This window comes from Variovorax sp. Soil_C_19 (assembly GCF_057657255.1).
Window position 1 is genome coordinate 895,600 of record NZ_JBDGIV010000001.1, and the last position, 19,528, is coordinate 915,127.

Sequence of the window (19,528 nt, forward strand, 5' to 3'; positions counted from 1 at the left end):
GGAGACCCTTCCCATGCCCACGAACAAGCAGATCCATCTCGACAACCGCCCCGAGGGTGAAGCCGTCGCGAGCAACTTCAAGCTCGTGACCGCCGAAACCCCGCCGCTGGCAGAGAACCAGGTGCTCGTGCGCCACCACTACATGAGCCTCGACCCCTACATGCGCGGGCGCATGAACGATGCCAAGAGCTATGCCCAGCCGCAGCCGCTCGGCCAGGTCATGCAGGGCGGTGCTGCCGGCGAGGTGGTCGAGAGCCGGCATCCCAAGTTTGCCGTGGGCGACAAGGTCGTCGGCTTCGGCGGCTGGCAGGAATACAGCGTGGTCGACGCCTCGCAGCCCGGTGCGCTCAAGAAGGTCGACACCACGCAGGTGCCGCTGTCGCATTACCTGGGGGCCGTCGGCATGCCGGGCGTCACCGCCTGGTACGGCCTGGTGAAGATCATTGCGCCCAAGGCCGGCGACACGCTGGTGGTCACCGCTGCCAGCGGCGCCGTCGGCAGCGCGTTCGGTGCGCTCGCCAAGGCGCGCGGCTGCCGCGTGGTCGGCATCGCCGGCGGCCCGGAAAAGTGCAAGTACGTGACCGACGAGCTGGGCTTCGACGCATGCATCGACTACCGCCAGCACCCCGACGTCAAGAGCATGGGCGCCGCGCTCAAGGAAGCCTGCCCCGACGGCATCGACGGCTACTTCGAGAACGTCGGCGGCTACATCTTCGATGCCGTGCTGCTGCGCACCAACGCCTTCGCGCGCGTGGCGCTGTGCGGAATGATCGCGGGCTACGACGGCCAGCCGCTGCCGCTCGCGAACCCGTCGCTGATCCTCATCAACCGCCTCAAGATCGAAGGCTTCATCGTGAGCGAGCACATGGAGGTCTGGCCCGAGGCGCTGGCCGAACTCGGCGGCCTCGTCGCGAGCGGCAAGCTCCGGCCGCGCGAGTCGGTGGCCGTGGGCATCGAGTCCGCCCCCGATGCCTTCCTGGGTTTGCTCAAGGGCAAGAATTTCGGCAAGCAACTGGTGAAGCTGATCTGACATGCACTGAATGAACGCACGGCAAGGAGGCCGCTGATGGAAATCACGCACGAGGTGTTCAACCAACCTGAACCGCTCACGGGCTACAACCTCTTCGAAACCCACCGGCCCTTGCGCGATGCGCTGAAGTTCAACGCGCCGAAGCTCGACGTGGCGCCCTTGCAGGCACTGGGCGCCAGTCTCGGCACCGCCGGCATGCAGGCGCATGCGCGGCTCGCCAACACGCACGCGCCCGCGCTGCACACGCACGACCGCCAGGGCCGGCGCATCGACGAGGTCGAGTTCCATCCGAGCTACCACGCGCTGATGACCGCCGCGGTGGGCGCGGGCCTGCACGGCGCGCCGTGGGGCGACGCGCCCGGCCCGACGGCCTCGCCGCATGTGCTGCGCGCAGCGGGCTTCATGCTCTTCACCGAGCTGGAGCCGTCGATCCTGTGCCCGATCTCGATGAGCTATGCCGCCACGCCCGCGTTGCGCGGCAATGCGGCGGTGTACGCCGACTGGGGGCCCAAGCTGACCAGCCTGCACTACGACCCCGCGCTCAAGCGCCTTAATGACAAGCCCGGCGTCACCATGGGCATGGGCATGACCGAGAAGCAGGGCGGCTCGGACGTGCGGGCCAACACCACGCAGGCGGCGCGCGACGGCAGCGACGCCTGGGGCGAGCGCTACCGGATCACGGGCCACAAGTGGTTCTTCTCGGCGCCGATGTGCGATGCCTTCCTGGTGCTCGCGCAAGCGCCGGCCGGCCTGAGCTGCTTCTTCCTGCCGCGCGTGCTGCCCGACGGCAGCCGCAATGCGCTGCACATCCAGCGCCTGAAGGACAAGCTCGGCAACAAGGCCAATGCGAGTTCCGAGGTCGAGTTCCACGGCGCCATCGCCTGGCTCGTGGGCGAAGAGGGCCGCGGCATTCCGCAGATCCTCGAGATGGGCACCATGACCCGGCTCGACTGCGCGCTCGGCACCAGCGGGCTCATGCGGCAGGCTGTGGCGCTCGCCATCGACCACACGGTGCAGCGCAGCGCCTTCGGCAAGCCGCTGATCGCCCAGCCGCTCATGAAGAACGTGCTGGCCGACCTGGCGCTCGAGAGCGAGGCCGCCACCGCGCTCGCGCTGCGCCTCGCGCGCGCCTTCGACCGGCAACACGACGAGCACGAGCGCCTGATGGCGCGGCTGCTTACGCCGGTCGCCAAGTTCTGGATCTGCAAGCGTGGCAGCCACCTGGCGCAGGAGGCGATGGAATGCCTCGGCGGCAACGGCTATGTGGAAGAGGGCGGCCAGGGCACCATGGCGCGCATCTACCGCGAGATGCCGCTCAATTCGATCTGGGAGGGCGCCGGCAACATCATGGCGCTCGACCTGCTGCGCGGCCTGCGCAAGGGCGATGCGGTGGCGGCGCTGGTCGCCGAACTCGCGCCCGCGCGCGGCCAGCAGGGCGCACTCGACCGCCTGGCCGACGCGCTGCCCGCGCGCATCGAGGCCATGGCCTCCGAGACCGAGGCGCGCCGCCTGGCACAGGACGTGGCGCTGGCGGTGCAGGCTGCGCTGCTGGTGCAGACCGCGCCGGGCGCCGTGGCTGCGGCGTTCTGCGCCTCGCGGCTCGGCGGCGACTGGGGCCATGCCTTCGGCATGCTGGGCACGGGCACCGATTTCGACGCGATCATCGCGCGCGCGCGTCCGCGCTGAGCGCACCCTCCGCACCCCATTTCGACACCCGCGGCTCGACCGCACACAAGGAACCCCGATGGCCGAACTCATCCTGCACCACTACAACACCTCGCCGTTCTCCGAGAAGGTCCGGCTCATCCTCGGGGCCAAGAAGCTGCCGTGGAAATCGGTGCTGATCCCGGCCATCATGCCCAAGCCCGAGGTGGAGACGCTCACCGGCGGCTACCGCAAGACGCCGTTCCTGCAGATCGGCGCCGACATGTACTGCGACACCGCGCTCATCGCCGACGTGCTCGAGCATCTGCAGCCCGAGCCATCGCTCTACCCGGAGCCCGAGAAGGGCATGTCGCGCATCCTCGCGCAGTGGGCCGACAGCACGCTATTCTGGGCCGCGATGGCCTGGAACATGCAGCCGCGCGGCGTGGCCGAAGTGTTCGCCAAGGCGCCGCCCGAAGCGGCCAAGGCCTTCGGCGAAGACCGAGGCAAGATGAGCGCCGGCAACATGACGCGGCTGCGCCCGGCCGATGCCACCAGCGCCTACAAGTCGTACCTGCGGCGCCTGTCGGACATGTTCGACGACAAGCCCTTTCTGCTCGGCGAGGTTCCGTGCATCGCCGATTTCTCGGCCTACCACCCGCTCTGGTACACCCGGCGCATCGACGCGGTGCGCGGCATCCTCGACCTGACGCCCGCGGTGGTCGACTGGATGGACCGCATGGCCGCCATCGGCCATGGCGCGCCCGAGAAGTCCACTGCCGACGAGGCCATCGCCGCGGCCAAGGCGGCAGTGCCGCACACGCTGCTGACCGACAGCACCTTCCAGGACGACCATGGCATTCCGCTCGGCAGCGCCGTCACCGTGCGCGCCGAGAGCTTCGGCCTCGAGGAAACCCCGGGCACGCTGGTGGCGGCCACGCGCACGCACTACACGCTCGCGCGCAGCAGCGAGCGCGTCGGCACGGTGCATGTGCACTTTCCGCGCATCGGCTATGTGCTGAAGAAGGCCGAGGCCTGAAGCGCAGCGGGGGACATCCGCGGGCACCTTCGTGACTGCGCCGGTGCGCGTTCCGTATTTCAATAGCGCCTCCAGCTTCAGAGACATTCAACGCAAGAAGGACACCGGCAATGATTCAGGACTTCAAGGGCAAGACCGCCGTTCTCACCGGTGCGGGATCGGGCTTCGGGCTCGAATGCGCACGCATCGGCGCCGCACGCGGCATGAACCTCGTCTTGGTCGACGTGCAGCAGGACGCGCTCGACAAGGCCCGCGCCGAGGCCGAGGCTGCCGGCGCGCAGGTGCTCGCGCGCAAGGTCGACGTCTCGGACGCCGCCCAGATGGAGGCCCTGGCCGCCGCCGTGAAAGAGCGCTTCGGCGCGCCGCATTTCGTCTTCAACAATGCCGGCGTGGGCGCGGGTGGCCTGGTGTGGGAGAACACCGTGGCCGACTGGGAATGGGTGCTCGGCGTCGATCTCTGGGGCGTGATACACGGCGTGCGCCTGTTCACGCCCATGATGCTCGAAGCCGCCGCCAAAGACCCGGCCTGGCGCGGCCACATCACCAACACCGCCAGCATGGCCGGCCTGCTCACGCCGCCCAACATGGGCATCTACAACGCCGCCAAGGCCGCCGTGGTGAGCCTGACCGAGACGCTCTACCAGGACCTGAACCTCGTGACCGACCAGATCGGCGCCAGCCTGCTGTGCCCGTACTTCGTGCCCACCGGCATCACGACGAGCGAGCGCAACCGTCCCAACGCGCCCAAGGAGAGCGAGCTCACCAAGAGCCAGCTCATCGGCCAGGCCATGAGCAACAAGGCCGTGAGCAGCGGCAGGATCAGCGCGGCCGAGGTGGCGGCGAAGGTGTTCGACGCCATCAGCGCCAACCAGTTCTACGTGTTCAGCCATCCCAAGGCGCTCGGTAACGTGAAGAGCCGCATGGAGAACATCGTGTCGATCACCAACCCCGCCGATCCCTTCCTCGAGCGGCCCGAGATCGGGCAAAAGCTGCGCGAGCAGTTGCGCGCGGGCTGAGCGCGCGTCACGTCACCGCGCCTGCAGCGTGCTCACCAGCGTCTCGATGCGCGTGAGCGCTGCGTTCATCGAGCGCGCAAGCTCCTCGTCGCGGTCCTCGGCATGCTCGACCGCCACGCTGTGGACCTCGGTGAGCCCGAGCAGCGCGAGCGGGCTCGCGATGCCGGGCGTCAGCAGATCGCTGTGCGCCTGCCAGCCGCCCGGGCCGTAGCCGCTGCTGCCGCACGATGTCAACAGCACCGTGCGGCGGTGGCGCTCGGCCAGCAGCGGCACGTACGGGTTCTCGCGCTCGCGGTCGTAGTCGAAGGTGGCGCCGATGCGCACCACGTTGTCGATCCATGACTTGAGCGGCGCCGGCATGCCGAAGTTGTACATCGGCACGCCGATCACCAGCACGTCCGCACGGCGGATCTCGTCGATGAGCACATCGCTTTCCACCAGCACCGCATGCATCCATGGTTCGCGCTGGTCCGCCGGCGTGTAGCCCGCGGCGATCCATTCGCCCGTGATGCTCGCGGGCGGCGCGGCGCCGATGTCGCGGTAGATCACTTCGTCGTCCGGGCGTGCCGCGCGCCATGCGCTCACGAAGTGGTGGCCGAGCCGGCGCGAATGCGAGCCGTGCAGGTGGGTGCCCGAACGCCCGGGACGGGCGCTGGCGTCGATGTGGAGCAGGGTGGTGGTCATGGTGGTTTTCCGGTCTGGGTGGATGAAGGAAATTCAGCTGTCTCTTGACATGCTTCGCAATTTATCCAAGCATCCGAAGCGCGACAAACGACGATTTATTTGCGCTGCTGAAAAATCAATTCATCCATGAATCGGCTGCACTCACTCCCGCCCCTGGCTTCGCTGCGCGCCTTCGAGGCTGCCGCGCGGCACTGCAGCGCCAAGCTCGCCGCGAACGAGCTCTCGGTCACGCCCACGGCCATCAGCCATCAGGTGCGGCAGCTCGAAGAGTCACTCGGCGTGGCGCTCTTCATCCGCCAGCCGCGCCAGCTGGTGCTGACGCCGCATGGCAGCGAACTGCAGGCGGTGCTGAGCGATTCGTTCGCCGCCATGGCGCAGGCCGTGGCGCGGCTGCGGGCACCGCCCGAGCGCAGCGCGATCACCTTGTCGACCACGCCCGCCGTGGCCGCGCGCTGGCTGCTGCCGCGCGTGGGTGCGCTGCGCGCGGCGCACCCGCGGCTCGACCTGCGCATCCATGCCTCGCACGATGCGGTGCCGCTCGACGGGCTCACGGCCGACGTCGCCATCCGCTACGGCAAGGGCCAGTGGCCGGGCCTCGTGGCCGAGAAGCTCTTCGACACGGTCTTCGCGCCGGCCTGCAGCCCGGCGCTCAAGCTGCGCCGTCCGGCCGACCTCGCGAAGCACACGCTGCTGCATTTCGCGGTGCCGAACAGCAGGAACCAGCCGGGCACCTGGGCCGCCTGGCAGCAGGTGGCGCAGGTGCCGGGACTCGACGTGACGGCCGGTCCTGTGTTCTCCGACGAAACCCACACCGTCTCGGCCGCGCTGCAGGGGCAGGGCGTGGCGCTGATGGGCCTGGCACTCATCGCCGACGAGCTGCGCGCGGGCAACCTGGTGCAGCCCTTCGGGCCGGTGCTGCAGGGCTCGCCGTTCTACCTCGTGTGCCCGCAGGCGCGGCGCGACGATCCCAACGTGGCGGCGGTGTTCGAGTGGGTGAAGGGGCTGTCGCCGCTGGACGGCGGCGTGCCCTGAGCGACGGCGGCGACACAATCGCGTGCACTGCTGTGTCGATGTGCCAATCCCCATGAAAACTACCCCGACTTCTTCCATCCTGCAGATCCAGAACCTGCACTTCGCCTACCCCGACCAGCCCGCGCTGGCCGACGGCTGGTCAATCGCCGTCAGCGATGGCGTCACGCAGCTCTACGGAGACACCGGCAGCGGCAAGTCGACCTTGCTGCGCGTGCTGGCGGGTGCGCTGCCTGCATCGGGCGGGCAACTGTGCGTGAACAGCGTGGCGCTCAACGCCGAACCCGAGGCCTACCGGCGCCAGGTCTTCTTCTGCGAGCCGGCGTCGGAAGCTTTCGACCCGCTCGGCGTGCAGGCCTGCACGGCCTTGCTGGGCGAGGGCGATGCGGGTTTCGACCAGGCCGAGTGGCAGCGCCTTGCCGAAGCCTTTTCGCTCGTGCCGCATCTGGAGAAGCAGATGTTCATGCTGTCGACCGGCTCCCGTCGCAAGGTCGGCCTGGCTGCCGCGCTCGCGTCGGGGCGGCCCGTGGTGCTGCTGGACGATCCGGTCGCCGCGCTCGACGCGCGTTCGATCCACGGCCTGTGGCAGGCGATCGAGCGGCGCATCGCGCAACCGGGGCGGGCCGTGATCGTGGCCAGCAGCGAGCGCATCACGGCGGTGCCGCTGGCGGCGTGCATCGAACTGCCGCTGGGCTGATCAACTGGTCGGCGAGTAGCCGGCCTCAGCCTGCCGCAGCCTGGGCAGCGATCCAATCCCATACCGCGCGCACCGGCGCTTCGTTCTCCCGCCCTTCAGCCACCGCAAGGAAATAGCTCCCGGTATCGAGCGCGGGGCCGAAGGGCTGCACCAGCGCGCCGCTCGCGATCTCTTCGGCGGCGAGCGTGAGGCTCAGGAGCGCCACGCCGTGGCCGCCGAGCGCGGCGAGCATGGCATGCGTCTCGTCGGAGAACGACAGGCCCGGCGACTTCATCGCGCGGCCGCGCGGCGGTGCAATGCCGGCCTCGCGGAACCAGCGCGGCCACACCGCGGGCGCGAGCGCATTCGGCTGCCAATCGCAGTGGATGAGCTGGTGCTTCGGCAGGTCGGCGACGCGCCGGAGCTTCAGCATCGGGCTGCACAGCGGCGCGTAGCGCTCGTGCATGAGTTCGCGCGCCACCAGCCCGGGCCAATTGCCGCGGCCCGAGCGGATGGCGATGTCGGCATCGCCGCGCGCGAGGTCGACCAGCCTGTCGCTCGCATGCAGGCGCAGCTCGACATCGGGGCAGGCCTTGCGGAAGGCCTCCATGCGCGGCAGCACCCAGCGCGCCGCGAACGCGGTGTTGGTGGTCAGCGTGACGGCCGGCGAGGCCGCGGGCCGGCGCAGCCTGTCGATGCCGGCCTCGAGCAGGTCGAAGCCCATGCGCAGGTCGTCGAACAGCCGTTCGCCGGCGGGCGTCAGCACCAGCTGCCGCGTGAGGCGCCGGAACAGCGCCTGGCCCAGCGAGTCTTCGAGCGCGCGCACCTGGTGGCTGATGGCGGACGGCGTGACCGACAGCTCCTGCGCGGCGCGCTGGAAACTCCGGTGTGCGGCAGCGGCTTCGAAGGCGCGCAGCGACAGCAGCGGCGGCAACCGGCGGCCGGGCCGAACAGGTGAGCTGATCTCTTGCATAGGTGGAAAAACGATCGTTTGTGGCGGAAGGACTTCGTCCCTAGATTCAAGGCCTGCGTCGCCATTGTGGCAGCGCCCCATGCACCAAGGAACCTCATCCATGAAATTCGACCACCTGAACCTCCTCCACATCGACGCCAGCGCCCGTCCGGGCCGCTCGGGCATCGATCCGCATGGCTCGCACACGCGCCGCCTGTCCGCACGCTTCGTCGAGCGCTGGCAAGCCGTGCGCCCCGGCGACCGTGTCGACTACCTCGACGTCGGCCAGCATCCGCCCGCGCATGTCGATGCGCGCTGGATCCACGCGGCCTTCACGCCGCCCGAGGCGCGCGAGCCGTGGATGGCCGAGGTGCTGGCCGAAAGCGATCGGCTCGTCGACCAGCTCGTCGCGGCCGACCTGATCGTGGTCGGCCTGCCGATGTACAACTTCAGCGTGCCCGCGCAGTTCAAGGCCTGGATCGACAACATCGTGCGCGTGGGCCGCACCTTCGGCTTCGACCGCGCGCGCGGTGCGGTGCCGTATTGGCCGATGCTCGCGGACATGGGCAAGCGCATGGTCCTGCTGGGCGCGCGCGGCGACCACGGCTACGACCCCGGCGGGCGCATCGCGCACCTCAACCACACTGAAAGCAGCGTGCGTTCGGTGTTCGGCTACATCGGCGTCACCGACATGCACGAGGCCGCGGTCGAATGCGACGAGTTCGGCGGCGAGCAACTGGCGCAGTCGCTCGCCAAGGCCGAAGCCGCGGTCGACCGGCTGGTGGACGAACTCGCGGCGGCGGCGGCGATGCCGGCGCCGGAGCCCGTCGCCGCTTGAGGGCCGAGCCGCTCAGCCCGGCAACTGCTGCACCGCCACCGGGCTGCGTTCGGCGAACTGCCCGTTCCAGTACGGGTAATAGGGGTACGGCGGCGGCACCGCGCTCGCCGCGTCGAGCCGCCGGCGCTGGTCGTCGCTGAGCTGCCAGCCGAGCGCGCCGAGGTTCTGTTCAAGCTGCGCCTCGTTGCGCGCGCCGATCAGCACGCTCGACACCGTGGGCCGCTGCAGCAGCCAGTTGAGCGCGATCTGCGGCAGCGTCTTGCCGGTTTCCTCGGCCACCTGGTCCATCGCATCGACCACGCGGTACAGGCGCTCGTCGTCGACCGGCGGCGCGAAGCCGGCGGTCTCGTGCAGGCGGCTGCCTTCGGGCAGCGGCTGGCCGCGGCGGACCTTGCCCGTCAACCGGCCCCAGCCCAGCGGGCTCCAGACGATCGCACCCAGGCCCTGGTCGACGCCCAGCGGCATGAGCTCGAATTCGTAGTCGCGGCCAATCAGCGAGTAGTAGGTCTGGTTGGCCACGAAGCGCTGCAGCCCGAGCCGGTCGGAGGCGGCCAGCGACTTCATGAGCTGCCAGCCCGAGAAGTTCGAGGCGCCGATGAGCCGCACCTTGCCGACGCGCACCAGGTCGTCGAGCGTGTCGAGCACCATCTCGACCGGCGTCATCGCGTCGAAGGCGTGCAGCTGCAGGATGTCGATGTAGTCGGTGCCGAGCCGCTTGAGCGCGGCCTCGGTCGCGGCGATCAGATGGTGGCGCGAGGCGCCCACGTCGTTCGGCCCGTCGCCCGCGCGCAGCGAGAGCTTGGTCGAGATGATGGCCTTGTCGCGCCGCCCCTTGAGCGCCGCGCCGAGGATCGATTCGGACGCGCCGTTCGAATACACGTCGGCGGTGTCGAACAAGGTGACACCAGCGCCGAGCGCGAGGTCGACGATGCTGCGCGCACCTTCGACGTCGGTGTTGCCCCAGGCGCTGAAGAGCGGACCCTGGCCGCCGAAGGTGCCGGCGCCGAAGCCGAGTGCGGGCACCTTGAAGCCCGAGCGGCCGAGAAAACGTTGTTCCATGGTGTTGGCTTTCGAGTGGTTGGAAGAGAGAAGAAAAAGGGAAAAGGATTCGTCAGGCCCGCGCCGAGGCGCAGTCCGCCGTCGTGCCATCGCTCTCGCGGCGGTCGAGCGCGCGGCTCCAGAGTGCGATCGCCAGCCCCGCGAGCGTCAGCAGCGCGGCCACCCAGCCGAGCGCGCGCAGCCCCGGCCCGTGGTCGATGACCACGCCGCCGATCCAGGCGCCGAGCGCATTGCCGAGGTTGAAGGCCGCGATGTTGAGGCTCGATGCCAGGTTCTGGCCGGCGCCCGTGGCCTTTTCGAGCACGCGCAATTGCATCGGCGCCACCGTGGCGAACGCGGCGAGGCCGAGCAGGCCGACGAACACCACCGCGGCGACCGGCGTGCCGATGGCGAACTGCATCGCACCGAGCACCGCGGCCAGCGCCACCAGCGTGCCGAGCACCGCGGGCATGGTCGCCCGGTCGGCCAGCCGGCCGCCGAGCAGGTTGCCGGCCGCCAGGCCCGCGCCGAACACCAGCAGGATCGGCGACACGGCCGATTCGGCAACGCCCGTCACCTGGGTCAGCAGCGGCTGGATGTAGGTGAACACGACGAACACGCCCGCATAGCCGAGCACCGTCATCGCAAGCCCGAGCAGCACCTGGCCGCGCGCGAGCACCGCGAGTTCGTCGCGCACGCTGGCCGGCGCGGCCTCGGCCTTGACGCGCGGCACGAACAGCGCGAGCACCGTGAAGGCCAGCACGCCGATCAGCGCGACGGCCCAGAAGGTGGCGCGCCAGCCGTGGTGCAGCCCGAGCCAGGCGCCCGCCGGCACGCCGAGCAGCATGGCGGCCGTGAGGCCGGTGAACATGATCGCGATGGCCGAGGCGCGGCGCTCGGGCGCGACCAGCCCGGTCGCCACCACCGCGCCGACGCCGAAGAAGGTGCCGTGCGCGAGCGAGGTGACCACGCGCGCGGCCATGAGCATCTCGTAGTTCGGCGCCAGCGCACAGGCCAGGTTGCCGAGCGTGAAGATCGCCATCAGCGCGAGCAGCACGGTCTTGCGCGGCAGCCGCCGCGTGGCGATGGTGAGCAGCGGCGCGCCCACTGCGACGCCGAGCGCATAGCCCGAGATCAGCAGGCCGGCGGCCGTGATGGAGACGTGGAGGTCGCTCGAGACCTGCAGCAGCAGGCCCATGATGACGAATTCGGTGGTGCCTATTCCGAAGGCACCGGCGGTGAGGGCGAGAAGGGCGATGGGCATGATGCACGTACTGTGCGGCCATCTCCCGCTTGTGACTAGAATGCCGCTGCTACACGCACTTGTGAACTGAATTCACAGAAAGAGCCCGCCATGCCCCGCATCGACGTCAACCGCTCCGGCGAAATGGAAGCTTTCGTGCAGGTGGTCGAGTCAGGTGGCTTCTCGGCCGCCGCGCGGCTGCTCGACATGACGCCCTCGGCCGTGAGCAAGCTGGTGGCGAGGCTCGAGCAGCGCCTCGGGGTGCAGCTCGTGCACCGTTCCACGCGCAAGCTGCAGCTCACGCCCGAGGGGCTGCACTTCTACGAGCGCAGCACGCGCGTGCTGGCCGACCTCGAGGAGGCCGAGCGCTGCGCCGCCGCGGGCGCCGCGCCGCGCGGGCGCGTGAGCATCAATGCGAGCGTGTCCTTCGGGCACCACAAGCTGGTGCCGCTGGTGCCGCGCCTGCTCGAGCAGCATCCGCAGATCACGCTCGACATCGCGTTCACCGACCGCATCGTCGACCTGATGGACGAGCGCGCCGACATCGCGATCCGCTGGGGCCAGCTGCCGCCGTCCGACCTGGTGGCGCGGCGCCTGGGCGAGACCAGCCAGTCGATCGTGGCCGCGCCCGCTTACCTGGAAAGGTATGGCACGCCGCGCACGCCGCAGGAGCTCGAGGCGCACAACCGCCTGGGCTGGAGCTACCGGCGCAACACACCCGAGTGGCCGCTGCGCGTGGACGGGCGCGCGATCGCGCTGCCGGTGGCCGGCCCGGTGCGCGCGGGCGACGGCGAGACGCTGCGCCAGCTGGCGATCGCGGGCGCGGGCGTGGCGCGGTTGTCGCTGTATCACGTCCAGCACGACATCGACGCAGGCCGGCTGGTGCCGCTGCTGGAGGAATTCAACCCCGGCGAGGTCGAGCCGATCCACGCGGTCTACATCGGCAAGGCGGGCACGCTGCCGGCGCGGGTGCGCGCGGTGCTCGACTTCCTGGTGGCGAATGCGGGCGTGGGCGGCGGGCGCTACACGCTCAGGCGCAGCGCGCCGATGCCGTCGAATGCCACCGTGACCTGATCGCCGCGCCGGCACGGCAGGATGCCGACCCACGAGCCGGTGGTGACGATGCTGCCGGCCGGCACGGTGCGGCCGTGGCGCGTGAGGTGGCGCAGCCAGGCCGGCAGCAGCCAGGCCGGGTCGCCGAGGGGATGCGTGCCTTGGCGCACCACGGGTTCGGCACTGCCGACGGTGGTCTCGCAGCGCTGCGAGGCCCAGTCGACGGCGGCAAAGGGCTTCCATTCGCCGAGCGCGAGTGCGCCATGCACCTGCGAATCGGCAAGGCGCAGCAATGCGGGCGTGGCGGCCAGGTCCTGCCAGCGCGAATCGACGATCTCGACGGAGACCGCGATGGCGTCGACGAGCGCGGTGGCACCGGCGGCATCGAGCGAGGCGGCCATCGCTGGCGTGACGTCGCGGCCGAGGCGCAGCGCGATCTCGGCCTCGATGCCGGGCGCATGGAAGTGGATGTCGCCGAAATCGGCCGGGGCGGTGCGCACGCCGGCGGGTGGCAGCGGCGCATGCGTGAGGGTCGCGCTGCGCGAGGCGCCGCCCGATTTCCAGGCGCGAGGTGCGGCCTCGTCGGCGAACCATCCGAGCGCTGCGGCGACGGCGTCCTGCACTTCATAGGCCTCGTTGGCGTTTTCCAGCGTGTCGAGCCAGGGCGTGGCATCGAGGGTCTTGTTGGATTGGCGGGCTTGGATCAGGGCTTGGGCGAGGGTTGTTTGCTTAGGGGTCATTCTTTGGATTGTCTTCGGCGTTGCCGGTGTTTTTGTTGTCGTTGTTCGGGGCGCGTGCCCAGGCCACCGGGTACTCCCCTCCGCGAATGTCCCCCGCCTTCGGCTCCTCCTTTATTTCGCTGCGGGGAGCACCCGGTACCCTGGGCACAGGGCACGCTCGTTGTGCATCGGCGATCAATGACTGCTCTGTGCATGATCACGCCGATGGGGTGCCTTGCGCAGCGAAATAAAGGAGGAGGGCGAAGCCCGGGGGACATTCGCGGAGCAAGGTACCCCGTCGGCGTGATCGCGCCCTCGAAACGAACCACGGCACAAAGCACACAAGGCCTCAGGTATTGACCTGAACCTTCCCGTCCTTCACCACCTTGGCCCATTTCGTGATCTCGGTCGAGATGAATTGCTTGAACTTGTCCTGCGACCCGCCACCGTCTTCCGCGCCATAGGTGTCGAGCTTCTCCTGCACGTCAGGCATCGCGAGCACCGTGTTGACGTCGCGGTTGACCTTGTCGGCCACATGCTGCGGCAGCTTGCCTGGGCCCGCAAGGCCATACCAGGTGGTTGCCTCGAAACCCGCGAAGCCTTGCTCCTGCATCGTCGGCACGTTCGGGTGGCCCTTGGCGCGCTTGGCGCGCGTCTGCGCCACGGCCAGCACGCGGCCGCTCTTCACATGCGGCGTGGCCGCGGTCATGGTCTCGAAGCTGTACTGGATCTGTCCGCCCATCAGGTCGGCGAGCAATGGCCCGCTGCCCTTGTAGGGCACGTGCATCGCATCCACGCCGGCCTGCAGCTTGAACATTTCCAGCGCCAGGTGCTGCGCCGAGCCCGCGCCCGCGGAGCCGAAGCTCACGTTGCCCGGCGACGCCTTGCACAGCGCCACGATGTCCTTGGCCGAGAGCGCCTTCTGCGCCGGGCTCGCGATCAGAAGGTTGGGCGTGACCCCGACCAGCACGATCGGCACGAAGTCGCGCTCCACGCTGTAGCGCAGCCTGGGTTGCAGGCTCGGCGCCAGCGCGTGGCTGTTGATGTGCGCCATGAGCAGCGTGCTGCCGTCGCTGGGCTGCTGCGACACGTACTCGGCCGCCAGCACGCCGGCCACGCCCGCCTTGTTCTCGACCACCACCTGATGGTTCCACATCGTCCCGAGCTTCTGCGCCACCACGCGCGCCAGCGCATCGGTGCCGCCGCCGGGCGGAAAGCCCACCACGATGCGCACCGGCGCGGTAGGCCACTCCTGCGCAAAAAGCCGCGGCACGCCGAGCGTCGCGGCCGCGGCACCTGCGACCTGGATCAGGGAACGTCTCTGCATCATCTTTGTCTCCGTTGGGGTTGGGTGTCGTCGATGCGTGGCGGCCGCCGCATCGTTCGAGCGATGCGCTGCGGCCGGCCAGGGTCCCTGTGGCGCCGCCGACGCTAGGCGGCCTTCTTCATCGTCTGAGCGGTGGGCGCCGGATGGCTGGCGAAGTGGTCCATCGCGGCCTGCACGCCGCTGCCCGCGAGCTGGATGCCGGTGAGCTTCATGCCCATCTCGACGCCCGCGACCATCGCCACCAGCGTGAGGTCGTTGCTGTCGCCGAGGTGGCCCATGCGGAACATGCGGCCCTTGAGCTTGCCCAGGCCGGTGCCGAGCGACAGGTCGAAGCGCTCGTGGATCAGCCGGCGCAGCGCATCGGCGTCGACGCCCTCGGGCGTGATCACGCCGGTCAGCACGGGCGAGTACACGGCCGGGTCGGCGCACTGGATCGGCAGGCCCCAGGCATTGACTGCCGCGCGCACGCCGGCGCCCCAGCGCTGGTGGCGCGCGAACACGTTGTCGAGCCCTTCGCCAAGCAGCATGTCGAGTGATTCCGACAGGCCGTAGAGCAGGTTGGTGTTGGGCGTGTAGGGCCAGTAGCCGTCCTTGTTCATGGCCACGATCTCGTCCCAGGCCCAGAACGCGCGCGGCAGCTTCGCGGTCTTGGAAGCCTCGAGCGCGCGCGGCGACAGCGCGTTGAAGCTGATGCCCGGCGGCAGCATGAGGCCCTTCTGCGAACCGCTCACGGTCACGTCCACGCCCCATTCGTCGTGCCGGAAGTCGGCGCTCGCAAGGCCCGAGATGCTGTCGACCATCAGCAGCGCCGGGTGGCCCGCCGCATCGATGGCGCCGCGCACCGCGGCGATGTCGGAGGTGACGCCGGTGGAGGTCTCGTTGTGCACCACGCAGAGGGCCTTGATCTTCTTCTCCGTGTCCTTCTGCAAGCGCGCCTCGATCAGCTCGGCCTGCACGCCGCGGCGCCAGCTCGGGGCTGCGGGCAACTGCTCGTCCTTGCCCGACCAGGCGAGGAACTCGGTCGAGACGCCGAGCCGCGCGGCCATCTTCTGCCACAGCGATGCGAAGTGGCCGGTCTCGTACATCAGCACATGGTCGCCCGGGCTCAGCGTGTTGCAGAGCGCGGCCTCCCAGGCGCCGGTGCCCGAGGCGGGATAGATCGCCACCGGATGCCGGGTCTTGAAGATCTGCTGGATGCCGCCCAGCACCTTCAGGCCGAGCACGCCGAACTCGGGGCCGCGGTGGTCGATGGTGGGCAGGCTCATGGCCCGCAGGATGCGGTCGGGCACCGGGCTTGGGCCAGGAATCTGGAGGAAGTGGCGGCCGGTGGGATGGATGTCGAGTTGCAGCATGGGCGGTCCTTTCGCCGCAAGTTTTGCATTCAAAATATGATTTGACGTTGTGGTTTACCCTTAAACGTCGGGCTTGTTGCTGTTGTTTTTTGCATTCAAAATGCATTCAAGGGAAACACACATGACCGCAGACATCATCGAGATCTCGCGCCTCGCGTTGCACGACCAGGTTGCTTCGCGCCTTCGCACGATGCTGGTCGAAGGCCACATCGCGCCGGGCGCCAAGCTCAACGAGCGCGAGCTCTGCCTGCAGCTGCACGTCTCGCGCACGCCGCTGCGCGAGGCCATCAAGCTGCTCGCGGCCGAGGGGCTGGTCGATCTGCTGCCGAACCGCGGGGCGGTGGCGGTGAAGCTCACCGAGGCCGATGTGCTCAACACCTTCGAGGTGCTCGCGATGCTCGAGGGCATGTCGGGCGAGCTCGCGGCCAAGCGCATCACCGAGGAAGAACTCGCCGAGGTGCGTGCGCTGCACTACGAAATGATGGCTTGCTTCGCACGGCGCGACCTGTCGGGCTACTACCGGCTCAACGCGCGCATCCATACCGCCATCAACGAGGCCGCCGGCAACCCGGTGCTCGCGGGCACCTACCGCTCGATCAATGCCCGCGTGCAGTCGCTGCGCTTTCGCACCAACCAGGACGACGCGAAGTGGAAGCACGCCGTCGAAGAGCACGAGCAGATGATCGCGGCCCTGGCCGCGCGCGACGCGGCCGCAATGCGCCGGGTGCTGGTCTCGCACCTGATGCGCAAGCGCGACACGGTGCTCGAGCTCATGCGCGCCGGCGAAATCTATCCACGAACCACTTCAAGCTGAGACCCCCTTCATGCGCATCGATCCCGCCAGCCACATGCAGCCAGCCGGAACCGTCCTGCCGCCCAACGAGACCTGCGAAGCGCTGGCCCGCCGGCTGCGCGCCGAGACGCAGGGCGAAGTGCTGTTCGACAGCGGCTCGCGCGGCCGCTACGCCACCGACGCCTCGATCTACCAGATCACGCCGGTCGGCGCCTTCGTGCCGACCAACGACACCGACGTCGCCTGCGCGATCGACATCGCGCGCGAGCTGAAGGTGCCGGTGCTCGCGCGCGGCGGCGGCACCAGCCAGTGCGGCCAGACCACCGGCGCCGCGCTGGTGATCGACAACAGCAAGCATTTCCGGCGCATGCTCGAGCTGAACGTGGAAGAGGGCACCGCCACCGTCGAGCCCGGCCTGGTGCTCGACCACCTGAATGCGCAGCTCAAGCCGCACGGCCTCTGGTATCCGGTCGACGTGTCGACCAGCGCGCAGGCCACGCTGGGCGGCATGGCCGGCAACAACTCGTGCGGCTCGCGCTCGATCGCCTACGGCAACATGGTGCACAACGTGCTGGGCGCGAGCGCCTGGCTGTCGAACGGCGAGCTGGTCGAGTTCGGTCCGCAGCGCACGCTCGGTGCGCGCGCGGCGGGCATTGCCGAATTCGTGCACGGGCTCGCGCGCAAGCACCACGACGCCATGGCGCAGCACTGGCCCAAGGTGATGCGCCGCGTGGCGGGCTACAACCTCGACATCTTCGACAACCAGAGCGAGCGGCCCTACACCGCCGACGGCAGCGTCAATCTCGCGCACCTGCTGATCGGCGCCGAGGGCACGCTGGCCTACACCAAGAGCCTCAAGCTCCAGCTCGCACCGCTGCCGCGCGCCAAGGTGCTCGGCGTCGTCAACTTTCCGACCTTCCATGCGGCCATGGACGCGGCCCAGCACATCGTGAAGCTCGGCCCCACGGCGGTCGAGCTGGTCGACCGCACGATGATCGAGCTGAGCCTTGCCAACCCGGCCTTCAAGCCCACGGTCGAAACCGCGCTGATCGGCCGGCCCGCGGCGATTTTGCTGGTGGAGTTCTCGGGCGCCGAGAAGGCGCCGCTCTTGCCGCAGCTCGCGCGGCTGGTCGAGCTCATGGGCGACCTGGGCCTGCCCGGCAGCGTGGTCGAGATGCCCGACGAGGCGCGCCAGAAGAACCTGTGGGAAGTGCGCAAGGCCGGCCTCAACATCATGATGAGCCTCAAGGGCGACGGCAAGCCGGTCAGCTTCATCGAGGACTGCGCGGTGCCGCTCGCGCACCTGGCCGAATACACCGATGCGCTGACCGAGGTGTTCGCGCGCCACGGCAGCCGCGGCACCTGGTATGCGCATGCGTCGGTCGGCACGCTGCATGTGCGGCCGATCCTCGACATGCGCGTCGATGGCGCCGCCAAGATGCGCGCAATCGCCGAGGAAGCCGCGGCGCTGGTGCGCAAGTACAAGGGCGCCTTCAGCGGCGAGCATGGCGACGGCCTGTGCCGCGGCGAATGGATCGAGTGGCAGTTCGGCCCGGCGATCAACGAGGCCTTCCGCGCGATCAAGCAGGAGCTCGACCCGATCGGCCTCTTCAACCCCGGCAAGATCGTCGATCCGCCGCGCATGGACGACGGTTCGCTGTTCCGCTTCGCGCCGCCCACGGCACCCAGGCCCTACCGCCGCATCGAACTCAAGCCGGTGCTCGACTGGTCGGCCTGGAACGTGAACGCCGACCCGGTGACCGAGGAAACCACCGCGCCCGGCACCGGTGGCGACAGCACCGGCGGTTTGGCCAAGGCCGTGGAGATGTGCAACAACAACGGCCATTGCCGCAAGTTCGATGCCGGCACCATGTGCCCGAGCTACCGCGTGACGCGCGACGAGCAGCACCTGACGCGCGGCCGCGCCAACACGCTGCGGCTCGCGCTCTCGGGCCAGCTCGGACCCGACGCCTTTACCAGCGAGGAGATGCACGAGACCATGGACCTGTGCGTTGGCTGCAAGGGCTGCAAGCGCGACTGCCCGACCGGCGTCGACATGGCGAAGATGAAGATCGAGTTCCTCGACCACTACAAACAACGCCATGGCCACACGCTCAAGGACCGGCTGGTGGCCCGCATGCCCGACTACGCGCACCGCGCGAGCCGCGTGCCGTGGCTCATGAACCTGCGCAACACGGTGCCCGGCGCGGCCTGGCTCGGCGAGAAACTGCTGGGCTTTTCGGCCCGCCGCTCGCTGCCCGAATGGCGCTCCGACACCTTCTGGCGCGCCAAGGCCGACCTGCACGGCATGTTCGCCAGCCGCGAGGCCGTGCTGTCGGTGCAGGCGAACGGCGGCCGGGCGGCGGTGCTCTTCGTCGACACCTTCAACGGCACCTTCGAAAGCGAGAACGCGCTGGCGGCGGCCCGCGTGCTCAAGGCCGCCGGCTACACGCTGCACACGGTCGAGAAGCGCGGCGGGCACCATTGCTGCGGCCGCACTTTCCTGGCCAGCGGCATGGTGAGCGAGGCCAAGCGCCGTGCCGAAGCACTGATCGACGCGCTCAGGCCGCTGGCCGAGGCCGGGGTTCCCATCGTCGGCCTCGAGCCCTCGTGCCTGCTCACGCTGCGCGACGAAGCCCTGGTGATGGGCTTCGGCAAGAAGGCCGAAACCGTGGCGAAGCAGGCTTTGCTGTTCGAGGAGTTCATTGCGCGCGAGCTGAAGGCCAGCCGCTTCCAGCTCGCACTCACGCCCGCCACCGCCCCGATCCTGCTGCATGGCCATTGTCACCAGAAGGCCTTCGGCGCGGTGAGCCCGGTGCTCGAGGTGCTGCGGCTCATCCCCGGCGCAGAACCCGAGCTGATCGAGAGCTCGTGCTGCGGCATGGCCGGCAGCTTTGGCTACGAGGCGCGCCACATCGACGTCTCGATGCGGATGGCCGAGGCCAGCCTGCTGCCGGCGATCCGCGCGCGGCCCGAGGCCATCGTGGTGGCCGACGGCACGAGCTGCCGGCACCAGATCGCCGATGGCGCGGCCCGCGAGGCGGTGCATGTGGCGGTGCTGCTGGAGCGGCATCTGCTGCCGGACGCGGGGTGAA

At 69.4% G+C, this 19,528-nt stretch carries 17 protein-coding genes; 10 read left to right on the forward strand and 7 right to left on the reverse strand.

The features are described from left to right. Window positions 1-13: 13 nt before the first annotated feature. The 4 genes from AC3A6R_RS04185 to AC3A6R_RS04200 all read left to right on the forward strand — a co-directional run bounded on the left by AC3A6R_RS04185 (window position 14) and on the right by AC3A6R_RS04200 (window position 4,729). Window positions 14-1,030, forward strand: a complete 1,017-nt coding sequence (locus tag AC3A6R_RS04185; protein WP_487863850.1) for an NADP-dependent oxidoreductase — start codon at window positions 14-16, stop codon at window positions 1,028-1,030. A gap of 36 nt (window positions 1,031-1,066) precedes the next feature. Further along, a complete protein-coding gene (locus tag AC3A6R_RS04190) occupies window positions 1,067-2,716 on the forward strand; it encodes an isovaleryl-CoA dehydrogenase (RefSeq protein WP_487863851.1) in 1,650 nt (549 codons plus the stop codon). Between the two features lie 58 nt (window positions 2,717-2,774). Beyond that, the gene (locus tag AC3A6R_RS04195; RefSeq protein WP_487859061.1) at window positions 2,775-3,713 is read left to right on the forward strand and encodes a glutathione S-transferase family protein; all 939 of its coding nucleotides are present in this window, start codon (window positions 2,775-2,777) and stop codon (window positions 3,711-3,713) included. 110 nt (window positions 3,714-3,823) lie between these two features. Then, a complete protein-coding gene (locus AC3A6R_RS04200; protein ID WP_487863852.1) occupies window positions 3,824-4,729 on the forward strand; it encodes an SDR family oxidoreductase in 906 nt (301 codons plus the stop codon). 12 nt (window positions 4,730-4,741) lie between these two features. On the opposite strand, the gene AC3A6R_RS04205 is transcribed toward AC3A6R_RS04200, so the two are convergent. Further along, entirely contained in the window at window positions 4,742-5,413 is a 672-nt protein-coding gene (locus AC3A6R_RS04205; RefSeq protein WP_487863853.1) for an FMN-dependent NADH-azoreductase, read from the reverse strand. 126 nt (window positions 5,414-5,539) lie between these two features. Here AC3A6R_RS04205 and AC3A6R_RS04210 point away from each other — a divergent pair, with 126 nt between their 5' ends. Both AC3A6R_RS04210 and AC3A6R_RS04215 read left to right on the forward strand, forming a co-directional pair. Continuing rightward, window positions 5,540-6,445, forward strand: a complete 906-nt coding sequence (locus tag AC3A6R_RS04210) for a LysR substrate-binding domain-containing protein (RefSeq protein WP_487863854.1) — start codon at window positions 5,540-5,542, stop codon at window positions 6,443-6,445. 52 nt (window positions 6,446-6,497) lie between these two features. After that, window positions 6,498-7,139 carry an ABC transporter ATP-binding protein gene (locus tag AC3A6R_RS04215; protein WP_487863855.1) on the forward strand — a complete coding sequence of 214 codons (642 nt, stop codon included), beginning with the start codon at window positions 6,498-6,500 and terminating at the stop codon, window positions 7,137-7,139. A gap of 25 nt (window positions 7,140-7,164) precedes the next feature. Here AC3A6R_RS04215 and AC3A6R_RS04220 read toward each other — a convergent pair whose 3' ends face one another. Further along, window positions 7,165-8,091, reverse strand: a complete 927-nt coding sequence (locus AC3A6R_RS04220) for a LysR substrate-binding domain-containing protein (RefSeq protein WP_487863856.1) — start codon at window positions 8,089-8,091, stop codon at window positions 7,165-7,167. Window positions 8,092-8,191: 100 nt separating this feature from the next. On the opposite strand from AC3A6R_RS04220, the gene AC3A6R_RS04225 reads away from it, so the two are divergent. Then, window positions 8,192-8,908: an FMN-dependent NADH-azoreductase gene (locus AC3A6R_RS04225; RefSeq protein ID WP_487863857.1), complete on the forward strand. Its 717-nt coding sequence runs from the start codon at window positions 8,192-8,194 to the stop codon at window positions 8,906-8,908. 12 nt (window positions 8,909-8,920) lie between these two features. Here the strand turns inward: AC3A6R_RS04225 and AC3A6R_RS04230 are convergent, their stop codons facing one another. Further along, entirely contained in the window at window positions 8,921-9,967 is a 1,047-nt protein-coding gene (locus AC3A6R_RS04230) for an aldo/keto reductase (protein WP_487863858.1), read from the reverse strand. A 52-nt stretch (window positions 9,968-10,019) separates the two neighbouring features. Beyond that, a complete protein-coding gene (locus tag AC3A6R_RS04235) occupies window positions 10,020-11,210 on the reverse strand; it encodes an MFS transporter (protein WP_487859071.1) in 1,191 nt (396 codons plus the stop codon). 90 nt (window positions 11,211-11,300) lie between these two features. Between AC3A6R_RS04235 and AC3A6R_RS04240 the strand changes: the two genes are divergently transcribed. Next, on the forward strand, window positions 11,301-12,263 hold the full coding sequence (locus AC3A6R_RS04240) for a LysR family transcriptional regulator (protein ID WP_487863859.1): 963 nt from the start codon (window positions 11,301-11,303) through the stop codon (window positions 12,261-12,263). Here AC3A6R_RS04240 and AC3A6R_RS04245 read toward each other — a convergent pair. The 3 genes from AC3A6R_RS04245 to AC3A6R_RS04255 all read right to left on the reverse strand — a co-directional run bounded on the left by AC3A6R_RS04245 (window position 12,212) and on the right by AC3A6R_RS04255 (window position 15,640). After that, window positions 12,212-12,982: a fumarylacetoacetate hydrolase family protein gene (locus AC3A6R_RS04245; protein WP_487863860.1), complete on the reverse strand. Its 771-nt coding sequence runs from the start codon at window positions 12,980-12,982 to the stop codon at window positions 12,212-12,214. The genes AC3A6R_RS04240 and AC3A6R_RS04245 overlap by 52 nt on opposite strands. 328 nt (window positions 12,983-13,310) lie before the next feature. Further along, entirely contained in the window at window positions 13,311-14,288 is a 978-nt protein-coding gene (locus AC3A6R_RS04250; protein WP_487859074.1) for a Bug family tripartite tricarboxylate transporter substrate binding protein, read from the reverse strand. 104 nt (window positions 14,289-14,392) lie between these two features. Beyond that, entirely contained in the window at window positions 14,393-15,640 is a 1,248-nt protein-coding gene (locus tag AC3A6R_RS04255) for a pyridoxal-phosphate-dependent aminotransferase family protein (protein ID WP_487863861.1), read from the reverse strand. Window positions 15,641-15,761: 121 nt separating this feature from the next. On the opposite strand from AC3A6R_RS04255, the gene AC3A6R_RS04260 reads away from it, so the two are divergent. Together AC3A6R_RS04260 and AC3A6R_RS04265 are read left to right on the forward strand one after the other, a co-directional pair. Then, entirely contained in the window at window positions 15,762-16,454 is a 693-nt protein-coding gene (locus AC3A6R_RS04260) for a GntR family transcriptional regulator (RefSeq protein ID WP_487859076.1), read from the forward strand. A gap of 10 nt (window positions 16,455-16,464) precedes the next feature. Then, window positions 16,465-19,527 carry an FAD-binding and (Fe-S)-binding domain-containing protein gene (locus AC3A6R_RS04265; protein WP_487863862.1) on the forward strand — a complete coding sequence of 1,021 codons (3,063 nt, stop codon included), beginning with the start codon at window positions 16,465-16,467 and terminating at the stop codon, window positions 19,525-19,527. Window position 19,528: the final 1 nt, after the last annotated feature.